Here is a 12,454-nt window from a genome sequence, read left to right as displayed (position 1 = left end):
CGCCATAAATGTGAACGAGATCCTTGACGATCACCACCTCGCGACCGCTGCGGGGCGCAGGCGGAAACTCAAATCGCAGGGTGCGAACATCGCTGATCGGAGCCTCGATCCGCTCAATTTTCTCAAGCTGTTTTTCGCGGCTTTTGGCTTGGGTGCTGCGGGTCGCGCTGGCTCGGAAGCGATCGACAAAGGCTTGCTGTTTTTCCAGTTCCTTTTGCTGACTTTCAAACGCCGCCTGCTGTGCCTGTTTTGCTTCTGCTTTTTGCTCTAGGTACGAGCTGTAATTTCCTAAATAGGTGGTCGAAACGCCCCGTTCGGTTTCCACAATCTGCGTACACAGCCGATCGAGAAATTCGCGGTCGTGGGACACGATCACCATCGGCGTGAGCAATCCTTTCAGATACCGCTCTAGCCATTCAATCGTTTCTAGATCCAAGTGGTTAGTTGGCTCGTCCAGCAGCAGGATATCCGGCTCTTGTAGCAGAATTTTGCCCAAACTCATTCGCATTTGCCAGCCCCCGCTATAGGAGCTGACGAGGCGATCGCCATCATCGGCGTTAAAGCCCATCTCCGGCAGCATCTTTTCAATGCGGGATTCCAAGCCGTAGCCGTCCAACGCTTCAAACTGGCGCTGCTGGCGATCGAGTTGGTGAATCAGATCGTCCAGTTCCTCTGGGGACGCTGTTTGCATTTGGTGCTGAATGTGGTGCAGGGCATCCTGGACTTTGTTGGCTTCTACGAATACCGTCCAGAATTCTTCCCGCACGGTGCGTCGGGGATCAACATCAAACTCTTGAGTGAGATAGGCAATATTCAAACTTTGAGGTCGAATCACCTCGCCAGAACTTGGCTCTTCTTCTCCGGCAATGATCCGCAACTGAGTAGACTTGCCCGCGCCGTTAACCCCCACCAACCCGATGCGATCGCCCGGTTTGACTTCCCAGTTAATATCTTTCAGGACTTCTCCAGTCGGATAAATCTTACTCACGTGTTCTAAGCGAAGCATGGACGGTTCTCCCCGACTGGATCAGTAAATGGAATGTGCAGAAAAACGGTTACCTTCGCGGCTAAGGTTGGACAAGTCCCAATCCGATCTCGACAATGTTCCATCAACGAGATTCGTACCGCGACGCTATTGTAAACTTTAGCAAACCTGGGTTCGGTTCCGCTGTACGGCATCTACCGATCTGCACCTGGGGGCATCGGTTTTCGGACATTTCGTGTTTAACCGTGGGGCGATCGCCCAAGCCTCTTGTACACTGAAAAGCAGTCGAACACCTGTTCTTGTATGCCCCGTACCCCCACGCTGAAATTTGATCGCGGTACGCTAATTCTGCATCCACCGCCACGGGGGAGTGCCTGGGTGGAGTGGGCCACGTGGGATGACCGGATTGAGCGGTTTCGGATTCCGGCCATTCAGTATCGTCCCTTGGTGGAAAAGCTGCGTGAGTCGGGCACGGCATTTGACGACCAAGCCAAGGCCTTTGAACCGATTGAACTACAACCTGCGGTGACGTTGGAACCCTATCCCCATCAGCGGGATGCCTTGAATATTTGGGTGAAGGCAGGTCGGCGCGGCGTGGTGGTGTTGCCAACGGCGGCGGGAAAAACCTACTTGGCGCAACTCGCCATGCAAGCGACGCGGCGCAGTACGCTGATCACGGTTCCCACCCTGGACTTAATGCATCAGTGGTACGCCCATTTAACCGCCGCCTTTCCCGATGTGGAGGTTGGACTGCTGGGGGGTGGTTCGCGCGATCGCACCCCCATCCTGATCGCCACCTACGACAGTGCCGCGATCCAGGCCGAACAGATTGGCAATCGCTACGGGCTGCTGATCTGCGATGAGTGTCACCATTTACCGAGTGACTTTAATCGGGTAATTGCTGAATACGCGATCGCCCCCTTTCGCCTTGGTTTAACGGCAACCCCCGATCGCTCAGACGGTCGCCATACGGACTTAGATGATCTACTCGGCGAAGTGGTCTATGCCCGCACCGCCGAAGACCTGGCCGGAACGGCCCTCGCTCACCATGAGGTGGTGCAAATTCACGTCAAGCTGTCCCAGGAGGAGCGCGATCGCTATGAACATCTGATTGCTGTTCGGAACCGCTTCCTTCAGGAAAACAATGTCTGGCTGGGCAGTTTGGAGGGGTGGCAGCATTTTGTCCAGGTCAGCGCCCGATCCAAAGCCGGACGACGGGCGATGTTGGCACACCGGGAAGCCCGGGCGATCGCCCTAGGGACGGAAGGTAAACTCAGGGTTTTAGCCGATCTGATTTCGGAGCATTACCCCGAACAGACCCTAATTTTTACCAACGATAACGCTACGGTGTACCGCATCTCCCAGGACTTCCTGATCCCCGCCATCACCCACCAAACCCCGGTGAAAGAGCGGCACGCCATTCTGCAACGGTTCCGCGAGGGGGAATACAAAACCCTGGTGGCTTCCCATGTGTTGAATGAAGGGGTAGATGTACCGGAAGCCCGGATCGCAGTTCTGTTGTCGGGAACGGGATCGAGCCGGGAGTACATCCAGCGCTTAGGTCGGGTGTTGCGGCGCAGTACGCCTCAGAAACGCGCCATTCTTTACGAGGTAATTGCCGAGGAGACTACGGAGGAAAGTGTTTCGCGGCGACGGCGGGAACGGAAACCGGTGAGCTATTCCCAACAGTTGGAGATTTTGCCGTCCGCGATGCCCCGTGCCGCAGAATCCTCCCCAGATTGGAACACCGATCCCCATTCCTGACATACCATTGGGGCAAAGCCCAATATTTACCCTGATTGATAGGGAGGCATCCTCATGATTCCTAAATCCCTCAGCCGAATTGGACTGGCGATCGCCGCAAGCACAACCCTGTCCCTTGTCAGCCAAAATGCGATCGCCCAGGTAGAGAGCAACTACACCTGCTTCGCCATTGATGAGACGGGACGGGTGATCAACTTCGGGACGGGTGATCAACTTAGAGTCTATTTGTGGAAGTTCCCAAATCGCAACATCCGAGCCCAGCAATTCGGCTGCAGCCGATCCTTATCAAGCGTTTCTGGATGCCTTTGCGAAAATAGCACGTCCGGAATCGGTGGTGGTCGCCTCTATTATTGGAGATGAAAACACGATTGTCTTGGGCGAGTCCATATGCGAATCCTAGCAACAGGAGCCAATATGGAGGATTTTGCGGCCGCTTACACCGGAAGCGGTCTTCCTCCGACCTTTATCCAAGATGTTAGCAATGCGGCCAGTGATACCCTATGCACTACGCCGAAATCTAGCCTCTGAGACCATTTCAAGCTGATTTCAGCCACGCCTTGTGCAACTGAAATGACGCTATCGAATTCACGTTATAGAGCCGTCGCCACTTGAATGGAGGGCGAGTTTATAAAGAATTACTACATCGCTAGTGAGAAAGCATTTCGAGTCCGCCGCCCCGTCCCCAGGGTTTGCTAAGTTTATTTAGGCTTATCTATCATCGATTGGGTGTACTGGGGCTACAATTCCAGGCTTAAACGTAGTTCGTCGTACAGTTCGATCGCGAAACATCCGATAGTTTGAAGTCGGCTTGAAAGCGACTGTGGGGCGACGACAACCACCATCCATCGATAGGAAATTTGAATACACGGGTTAGGCAAGTATGGCGCTGATTGTCCAAAAATATGGAGGAACTTCCGTTGGAACGGTAGAACGGATCCAGGCCGTTGCCCAACGAGTCAAACGTGCGGCGGAGCAAGGGAACTCGCTGGTGGTGGTGGTATCGGCAATGGGTAAAACAACCGATGGCCTGGTGAAGTTAGCCAACGACATTTCTAGTAGTCCCAGTCGGCGCGAGATGGATATGCTCCTTTCGACAGGAGAACAGGTTTCCATTGCGCTACTGACGATGGCTCTCCATGAAATTGGACAACCTGCCATTTCGATGACGGGTGCCCAAGTGGGAATTGTGACCGAAGCTGAGCATAGCCGCGCCCGAATTCTCGACATTCAAACCGAACGACTAGAACGACATCTCCACGATGGCAAAGTTGTGGTCGTCGCTGGTTTCCAGGGGGTTAGCTCTACAGAAGACCTGGAAATTACCACCCTGGGCCGGGGAGGATCGGATACCTCGGCAGTGGCCTTGGCAGCAGCATTGAAGGCGGATGCCTGCGAAATTTATACCGACGTTCCGGGCATTCTGACCACTGACCCTCGCCTGGTTCCCGAAGCGCAGTTGATGACGGATATCACCTGTGATGAAATGCTGGAACTGGCCAGCCTAGGGGCAAAAGTGCTGCATCCACGGGCGGTGGAAATTGCCCGAAATTATGGCGTAACGCTGGTGGTGCGATCGAGTTGGACGGATGAGCCGGGTACCCGCGTCACTTCACCCTTAAATCAGCCGCGATCGCTCCAGGGTCTCGAAATTGTACATCCCGTAGACGCCATTGAGTTGGATACTGACCAGGCGAAAGTTGCACTGTTGCGGGTTCCCGACTGCCCTGGTATTGCTGCCCGCCTGTTTGGGGAAATTGCGGTGCAAGACCTGGATGTGGATTTGATTATCCAATCCATCCACGAAGGCAACACTAACGATATTGCCTTCACGGTTACGAAAGACTCCCTGAATCAAGCGGAAGCCGTGGCGGAAGCGATCGCCCCTGTCCTGCGTAATCCAGAATCCACGGCACCCGACGAAGCGGAAGTGATGACCGATCCGGGCATTGCCAAGGTCAGCATTGCTGGAGCCGGAATGATTGGACGTCCGGGGGTGGCGGCGCAGATGTTTACCGCCCTTGCCGACGCTGGCGTGAATATCCAAATGATCTCCACGTCTGAGGTGAAGGTGAGTTGTGCGATCGCCATGGAAGACTGCGATCGCGCTGTGGATGCCCTTTGCCAAGCATTTGATGTGGATCGATCGCCGATCATCCCCGGATTTGAACACGCGCCCAAAGACATCATCTCCGATGCCCCCCCAGTTCGGGGGGCTGCCCTGGATCGGAATCAGGCTCAGATTGCCGTGCGTCACGTTCCCGATCGCCCTGGTATGGCCTCGCGAATTTTTAGAATCCTGGCCGATCACGGTGTTAGTGTAGACATGATTATTCAGTCCCAGCGCTGCCGTTTACTGAACGGAGTGCCAACACGGGATATTGCATTTACGGTGGCTCAAGCCGATGCCAAGACGGCTCAAGAGGTGTTGGAACAGGTTTCGCCAGAGCTAGGATTTAGCGAGGTGGTGGTGGATACGGCGATCGCCAAGGTCAGCATTGTCGGCACGGGCATGGTCAACCGTCCGGGAGTGGCGGCCAAGATGTTCCGAGCCTTAGCGAACGAAAAGATCAATATTCAGATGATTGCTACCTCCGAAATCAAAATTAGCTGCGTTGTTTCTGAGGAAGACGGGGTACGGGCGCTACAGGCGGTTCATGGGGCGTTTGAACTGGCGGGCGATCGCGCTATCCAGGTTCCGGCTTAGGGTGCCAAGGGCAGATCGCCACCGTCACTACCCAAATTCCCGTACCTTTAAATCAATCCCTTGGGAAAGGAGTCGGCCAAAGCCCCTAGGCCAACTCCCTCAAGCTGTACAGCTATCTTCAGGCTAGAAAAAAGCCTAAAAATCGCGTCCTGAGCGTGTGCCAGTTCCCCCAATGGTTAGATCCCAAGCCTTAACCCTGTCTCGGTACACTGGTTTTATGCACGCAGCGGAGGGAGTATGGCTCAGTTTTTATTCGTCACCGACCTAGACAACACGTTTGTAGGGGACGATGCTGCCCTGGAAACCCTCAGCCAAAAACTCATCCGCCACCGGGAAGCGCACGGCACGAAGATCGTCTACTCCACAGGGCGATCGCTCACCCTGTATCGGGAATTAGAAGCAGAGAAGTCGCTGATCCAGCCGGATATCTTGGTGCTGTCGGTGGGCACAGAAATTTATCATGCGAGTGCCATCGAACCAGATGTCCAGTGGTCAGAACAGTTGAGTGTGGGCTGGAATCGGGATGAGGTTGCTGAAGTTACCGCGCAATTTGCGGAACTGACGCTGCAACCCGCCTCAGAGCAAACGCCCTTCAAAGTCAGTTACTTTCTAGAAGAATCAGATGCGGATCGGGTGATCGCGAAGATTAAAGCCTTGTTGGGCGATCGCGGCCTTGATGCCCAGGTGATTTACAGCAGCGGTCAGGATTTGGATATTCTGCCCCGCGCAGCGAACAAGGGGGCAGCCACGGCATTTTTGCAGCAAACCTTGGGATTATCTCCCGCCCAAACCGTCGTCTGTGGCGATTCGGGGAATGATCTATCTCTGTTCCAAGACGTGGACAGTCGCGGCGTGATCGTCGGCAATGCTCGCCCTGAATTGTTGACCTGGCATCATGCCAATCCCTCGCGCGATCGCTACTTGGCGCAGGCGCACTGTGCAGGCGGTATCTTAGAAGGATTGCACTATTTCGGATTTTTATCCTAGGCGATTCGCATGATTGGTTCGTTGAGGGGCACGGTTGCCGCCATCCACCGCGCAGGTACTCGCACTGTATTGCTACTAGACGTTAATCAGGTGGGCTATGAACTGCAAATCCTACCCCGGTTTGTGGCTCAGCTACCCGGCATTGGCGAAAATATTCAGGTGTTTACCCATCTTCAAGTGCGCGAAGACCAGTTTATTCTCTTTGGCTTTGCATCCCTAGCGGAACGGGATCTTTTTCGCCAGTTGATTGCGGTGAGTGGCATTGGCCCCCAACTGGCAGTGGCGTTGATGGATACCCTGGGACTCCAGGAGTTAGTGCAGGCGATTGTGTCTAGCAATACCCGACTGTTGAGCCGAACGCCCGGAGTTGGGGCAAAAACGGCAGAAAGGATTGCGCTGGAGTTGCGAACGAAATTAGCAGAATGGCGGGATCAGTCGGGGCTAGCTACCCTGCCGGACGCAGGCCCCGTGGGTACGGTGCAGGAAGAAGTGGAGATGACCCTGCTAGCCCTGGGCTATACGTCGAGTGAGATTACGAAGGCGTTGCGAGTAGTGGGGCAACAAACGGCGATCGCCAAAACCTCAAACACGGAAGACTGGATTCGTGAGGCGATCGCCTGGTTAAGTCAATAGTGCGTCACCAATCAGTAAGACGACCCATCTGCGCCATTGCGCGACCCACCATTGGACGGGCAAATGCTATGAAAACAGCGCTCTAAGTACCGAATCTGATAGAGATAGAAGAAGCGCTTGGGGTTGAAGACGGTAGGCTGATGTTGATCGCCCAAGGGTTGATTGAGGTACGCCCAAACAAAGGAAACGGTTCTGCGATATTTCGGGTTCATAGGACACAAGGGATTGAAGAGAAAAGGATGAAAACGACCAGGACGAGAGTGAGCAGGTGATACTCTTTTCACTTCCTGATCTAAGATTTCCCGCTTCATTCCCTGAATCCCCACGATCCAAATGAAAACTCAATAAAGCGCAACATGAAGATTTTTAATTCCACTGATAACCCTGATCCCGCTCGATACCAACCATGATCCAAACCTATACCCAGCCCCATCTTGCCCAGGTTTGGATCGAGACATTTCGAGGGCAATGTCCGCGCCTGATCTGCGTGCTAGGCTTCACCGAAACCGGATTGATTCCCGGAATTTCCGCCGCCGGAGCCACACCGCGCGATCGCGAATTTACCGCCCTTGCCGATGCCGAATTCCTTTGGGCAGGCGTTTCGTCCCATGTGCGCTATCCCTTGCCACCGCTAACGGCTGGGGCATCTCCGGTCTTTATTTCCCGCGCCGTGGTCGCGAATCAGTCGATTCCGGTTGAGCTAATGAATGCCGGACTTCGCCATGCGCCGGCGGTTCCGGTCTTGGATCTGGGCGGTCAGCCTGCTCGGTGTGTCCAGACGGGAGCCGCGTTGCCGTTGGACATTGTGCAGCACCTATTTGAGCAAGGGTTACGGGTAGGTGCTGCCCAGGCGAGGCAAACTCCAAACAGTTACCTCATCCTGAGCGAGTGTGTGGTGGGTGGAACGACGACGGCTCTGGCGGTGTTGACGGGGCTGGGCTGGAACGTGGGGGATAAGGTAAACAGCAGCCATCCCACCTGTAACCACTCTCAAAAGCGGGCCATTGTCCAACGAGGATTAGCGGCCTGGGGCGATTACCGTCCCCTAGAACCGATGGATCCGCTGCGGGTTGTTGCTGCGGTGGGTGATCCGATGCAGATTGTGGTGGCGGGTATGGCGATCGCTGCTAGTCGTTCGGTCGGGGTCTTGCTGGCGGGGGGAACCCAGATGCTAGCGGTGTACGCCTTAATGCGGGCGATCGCCACCTATCATCGATTGGATTGGAATCCTGAACAGGTGGTGGTGGGCACGACACGATGGGTGGCTGAAGACCCGACCGGGGACACGGTGGGACTCGCAAACCTGCTGGATGCTCCGTTAATCGGTTCGACCCTAAGTTTTGCCGAGTCTCGCTTTCCCCAACTGCAAGTCTACGAACGCGGTTTTGTGAAAGAGGGGGTGGGGGCTGGAGGCTGTGCGATCGCGGCGTATCTTTACCAACACTGGACACAATCGGAATTGCTGGAGGCGATCGAACACATCGTCGACGAGTATGATCGTTTGTGCCATCCCTTAACCTCATCGGGGTATACTGCAAGCGAATTCCAACCTCCCGATTCGCGTTCCTAAGCCTGAAATTGCGAACGTCGAAACTTCAGTAGATCGAAAATAGGTTTATTTCACAAAGAATCCTGGCTTCGATCCCCCTAAATCCCCCTTATAAAGGGGGACTTCAAGCCATTTTGGGTTCGGTTCCCCCCTTTTTTTAAGGGGGGCTAGGGGGGATCTAGCCAAGGTTTGCGATCTACTGAACTTATCTCCAACTCAAAACTTACAAGCGACCTATGCCTGAACCCTCCGATATTCGCCTCCTGGTTGTGGATATTGACGGTACGATCGCCGGAGAGTCGAACCAGATTTCGCCTGCGGTCAAGCAAGCGATCCGAGCCGTTCAAGATCGCGGTATTGAGGTGGCGATCGCCACTGGACGGATGTTTCGCTCGGCGTTGCGGTTTTATGAGGATATTGGCTCTACTCTGCCGCTGATGGCCTACCAGGGCGCGTTGATTCAAGATCCGGCAGATGGAACCGTCCATCAACATCTGTCGGTATCGGCTAAGGTGGCGGCGCAACTGCTGGACTATCTGGAAGATGTGGAAACGCAACTGCCCGGAGACCATCCACTGTCGATTCATTTCTATCTCAACGATCAACTTTATGTGCGGGAGATTACCGCAGAGACCGAAGCCTATTCAGCGCGATCGGGCATTGAACCGATTGCGGTGGGCGACCTGCGGAATACGCTTGACCAGGAACCGACCAAAATTCTAGCGCTCAGCCAAGATACGGCCTTTATCAATCAATTGCTGTCGTCGTTGCGGGAGCGCTACACTCCGGCGGAATTGTACTTCACTACGTCGGTGGAAACTTTTTTTGAGGCTGCCCATCCACTGGTGAACAAAGGCTTGGCGGTGCGCTACCTGGCGGAAGAGGTGTTGAATATGCGTCCGGATCAGGTGATGGCGATCGGCGATAATTTCAATGATGTGGAAATGCTGGAGTATGCAGGACTGGGTGTGGCGATGGGCAATGCCCCGGCAGTGGTGCAGGCGTTTGCGGATTGGGTGGCTCCCACGGTGGAAGAGGATGGAGTGGCGATCGCCCTTGAGAAATGGCTGCTGTCGTAAACGGTGCTTTTAAAATCAGAAAGAGCGCCGACGACTGACCGTGTTTCGTCTCGGCGCCCTAACTGGTTCGCTCCTCACACGCTTGCTACAATATCACATCTGTCTGGGGTGTGTCATGTGTGTAACGAAACCATGACGAGAATGTGACATTGAGCTTCAACTCCTTGAACTCTAGGAATATGCAAGAGTTTACGGGTGGGGCGATCGCTCGTCCGGGTGAAATCTGACCTATTCACATGACTTATGGTTTTGGGTGTGTGATGGGGTGGGGTAGGCGAAGATGTAATATTTGCTGGTTGGGTTGGGCTTTGGGGCTTTACGCTTTGTGGGCATCGTTTCACCCACGCTCAAATAACTAAGTAACTGCGCCTGGATGTCGCGCACGGTCATCCCCCACGCATACAGCAATGGGTGTCTTCATCTCTGCTTCCAAGCACCGCTCGACCAGCGCTTTGGTCAGTTGCTTGAGAATGCCGCTGTCGCCTAAGAGGTCTTCAGGGCTTTGGTAGCCTTTGAGCAGTTCATCCAAGATTTTAGGGGAAAATGTCATAGTCTCTCAGGTTCAATAGTTCATTAGATCTCATTTCTCCCTTTGACACAAAACCATTTATAATCTCCCCAGTTTCTTAAATTCTAGCTATATACCCAAGGCTGAAATCGCTGATAATGCAACGCAGCGTCAACTCAAACCTGAAACTTTCTCCTGCGGAGACACTGAGTGCAAAGCACACGCTCCGCGAACGCGAATAAAATTCAAAATTGGCATTACCTATGGATTCGTACTACAAGCCTGACCACCTTCCCAACTTCGGCAAGATTGGCGAAGGCAGTCCCGAACTCGCTGAAAAATTCTTCGCCTACTACAGTGCTGTGTTTGCCGACGGTGCGTTATCCAGCCACGAAAAAGCGCTGATCGCCCTTGCCGTTGCCCACACCGTGCAGTGTCCCTATTGCATTGATGCCTATAGTAAAGAATGTCTCCAGCAAGGCTCTGATCTGGAACAAATGACCGAGGCTGTACATGTGGCGACGGCCATCCGAGGGGGGGCATCGCTGATCCACGGCCTGCAAATGCTGGATCACGCCCATCATCTCAGCATGTAGCGATCGCACCTTCAAAAAATCCCCCGTTTCTTCTCTGTCCTGAACACTCAAGGATCTCGTTTTTTATGATTGAAGATTCGCTTACAGCCTCCCTCCCTCTAGATCTCGACTCTGAGCAATCGGGGCCAAAACCAACGACCTCCCTCCATCGTCGCCACAGTCCCCTTGCAACGCCTCATTATCAGCAGCAGGTACTAGCCGACTTGCCGCTAGAGTCATTGCCCTATCAGGGTGATTTTCAAACAGCGATCGCCCAGCATGGGTGGACATCCTTTCAGCCTGCCGAGCTAGAAATTTTTCAAATCAACATCGGCAAGCTGTGCAATATGACCTGCCGCCATTGCCATGTAGATGCTGGCCCCGATCGCACCACGGAGAACATGAACCGGGAAACGATTGATGCCTGCCTGCGTGCCCTCGACCTCACCAACGCTCACACCGTGGACATCACTGGAGGCGCACCCGAACTGAATCCCAATTTTCGTTACTTGGTGGATGAGTGCGTCAAGCGGGGTAAGCATGTGATCGATCGCTGTAACCTCACCGTGCTGCTCCTGCCTCGAATGGAGGATTTGCCCCAATGGTTGGGCGATCGCGGCGTCGAAATCGTTTGCTCCCTGCCCCATTACCGCAAACTCAATACCGATGCCCAACGGGGAAATGGAACCTTTGAAAAATCAATCGAAGCGTTGCGGCGTTTGAATGCGGTTGGATACGGTCAGGGCAACCCACAACAGCGATTAACCCTTATGTCGAACCCCGTCGGCGCATTTCTGGCCGGGAATCAAGCCAAAGCGGAGCAAGAATGGAAAGCTGGATTGCTAAAAAATCACAGAGTCACCTTTGATCGACTGATTTCCCTCAACAACATGCCCATTGCTCGCTATTTGGAATGGCTAGAAACATCGGGCAATCTAGAAAGCTATATGGAACTGCTGGTCAACGCCTTTAACCCTGCCACTGTGTCTGGCTTGATGTGCCGCAACACCCTGTCCATTTCCTGGGATGGGCGGCTGTTTGACTGCGACTTTAACCAAATGCTGGACTTGGAGGTTGAAACACCGATGGGGCGTCCTCACATCCACGATTTTCATCCCGACTGGCTGGCACAACGGGCGATCGCCACCGGGCGACACTGCTTTGGCTGTACGGCAGGATCAGGGAGTTCCTGCGGCGGTGCCATCGAATCGTAGAATCGCTATAATAGGCTTACAGAACAAACGTAAGGGGCTGTAATGGTTTCGACGTGTTGGTGAAAACTATCTTGTGATGCAGGTCGAGAGGGAGTCATCTCTCGTAAATCAAGGCTCAATCAAACGTAAGTGCGAACAACATCGTACCTTTTGCTCGCAAAGCTGCACCTGTTGCTGCTTAATAGGTAAAAAACCCGCGAGCGTCTGTAGTTCGACTCCGTTAAGGATTACAGACCAACCCCAACGGATGCTCTAACCCATTGCCTCTAGTCGTTGGTTAGCTAAGACTTTACTAGAGAATCCCATCGTCAGGAATAATTGACGGCTCCCGCCTTGAGGACGAGATAGGCTAAACCTGTGAATGAATGGGGTACGAATAGCCAGGGCGGACACGGGTTCGATTCCCGTCAGCTCCATCAAAATCCACATTAGAGCCGTTGCACTAGGCGACGGCTT

The 12,454-nt window shown here is 53.9% G+C and carries 12 protein-coding genes and 1 other RNA gene; 10 read left to right on the top strand and 3 right to left on the bottom strand.

Features of this window, described 5'->3' with window-relative positions; genetic code table 11:
- A partial coding sequence (locus IGR76_04930; protein ID MBF2077866.1) for an ABC-F family ATP-binding cassette domain-containing protein occupies positions 1-1,006 on the bottom strand: 1,006 nt, incomplete at its 3' end.
- 282 nt (positions 1,007-1,288) lie between these two features.
- Between IGR76_04930 and IGR76_04925 the strand changes: the two genes are divergently transcribed.
- From IGR76_04925 to ruvA, 5 genes are all read left to right on the top strand, one after another.
- Positions 1,289-2,749 carry a DEAD/DEAH box helicase family protein gene (locus IGR76_04925; protein ID MBF2077865.1) on the top strand — a complete coding sequence of 487 codons (1,461 nt, stop codon included), beginning with the start codon at positions 1,289-1,291 and terminating at the stop codon, positions 2,747-2,749.
- Between the two features lie 54 nt (positions 2,750-2,803).
- Positions 2,804-3,109: a hypothetical protein gene (locus IGR76_04920; GenBank protein MBF2077864.1), complete on the top strand. Its 306-nt coding sequence runs from the start codon at positions 2,804-2,806 to the stop codon at positions 3,107-3,109.
- Positions 3,110-3,629: 520 nt separating this feature from the next.
- The gene (locus tag IGR76_04915) at positions 3,630-5,453 is read left to right on the top strand and encodes an aspartate kinase (protein MBF2077863.1); all 1,824 of its coding nucleotides are present in this window, start codon (positions 3,630-3,632) and stop codon (positions 5,451-5,453) included.
- 237 nt (positions 5,454-5,690) lie between these two features.
- Positions 5,691-6,440, top strand: a complete 750-nt coding sequence (locus tag IGR76_04910) for a sucrose-phosphate phosphatase (GenBank protein MBF2077862.1) — start codon at positions 5,691-5,693, stop codon at positions 6,438-6,440.
- A gap of 9 nt (positions 6,441-6,449) precedes the next feature.
- Positions 6,450-7,073: a Holliday junction branch migration protein RuvA gene (gene ruvA, locus IGR76_04905; protein ID MBF2077861.1), complete on the top strand. Its 624-nt coding sequence runs from the start codon at positions 6,450-6,452 to the stop codon at positions 7,071-7,073.
- Positions 7,074-7,084: 11 nt separating this feature from the next.
- On the opposite strand, the gene IGR76_04900 is transcribed toward ruvA, so the two are convergent.
- Positions 7,085-7,285 carry a hypothetical protein gene (locus IGR76_04900; GenBank protein MBF2077860.1) on the bottom strand — a complete coding sequence of 67 codons (201 nt, stop codon included), beginning with the start codon at positions 7,283-7,285 and terminating at the stop codon, positions 7,085-7,087.
- A 194-nt stretch (positions 7,286-7,479) separates the two neighbouring features.
- On the opposite strand from IGR76_04900, the gene IGR76_04895 reads away from it, so the two are divergent.
- Positions 7,480-8,643: a TIGR00303 family protein gene (locus tag IGR76_04895; protein ID MBF2077859.1), complete on the top strand. Its 1,164-nt coding sequence runs from the start codon at positions 7,480-7,482 to the stop codon at positions 8,641-8,643.
- Between the two features lie 215 nt (positions 8,644-8,858).
- Entirely contained in the window at positions 8,859-9,701 is an 843-nt protein-coding gene (locus tag IGR76_04890) for an HAD family phosphatase (protein ID MBF2077858.1), read from the top strand.
- A gap of 355 nt (positions 9,702-10,056) precedes the next feature.
- On the opposite strand, the gene IGR76_04885 is transcribed toward IGR76_04890, so the two are convergent.
- Positions 10,057-10,251, bottom strand: coding sequence for a hypothetical protein (locus IGR76_04885; GenBank protein ID MBF2077857.1), 195 nt, complete (start codon positions 10,249-10,251; stop codon positions 10,057-10,059).
- 221 nt (positions 10,252-10,472) lie between these two features.
- On the opposite strand from IGR76_04885, the gene IGR76_04880 reads away from it, so the two are divergent.
- The 3 genes from IGR76_04880 (at position 10,473) to ssrA (ending at position 12,417) form a co-directional block, all read left to right on the top strand.
- On the top strand, positions 10,473-10,805 hold the full coding sequence (locus tag IGR76_04880) for a carboxymuconolactone decarboxylase family protein (protein MBF2077856.1): 333 nt from the start codon (positions 10,473-10,475) through the stop codon (positions 10,803-10,805).
- Positions 10,806-10,870: 65 nt separating this feature from the next.
- Positions 10,871-11,998 (top strand): arsenosugar biosynthesis radical SAM protein ArsS, encoded by a 1,128-nt coding sequence (gene arsS / locus IGR76_04875; protein ID MBF2077855.1) that lies wholly within the window; start codon positions 10,871-10,873, stop codon positions 11,996-11,998.
- A 33-nt stretch (positions 11,999-12,031) separates the two neighbouring features.
- Positions 12,032-12,417: a transfer-messenger RNA gene (gene ssrA, locus IGR76_04870) on the top strand.
- Positions 12,418-12,454 lie beyond the last annotated feature (37 nt).

This window comes from Synechococcales cyanobacterium T60_A2020_003, assembly GCA_015272205.1.
GTDB lineage: Bacteria > Cyanobacteriota > Cyanobacteriia > RECH01 > RECH01 > JACYMB01.
This window is presented reverse-complemented; position numbering and strand designations above follow the sequence as displayed.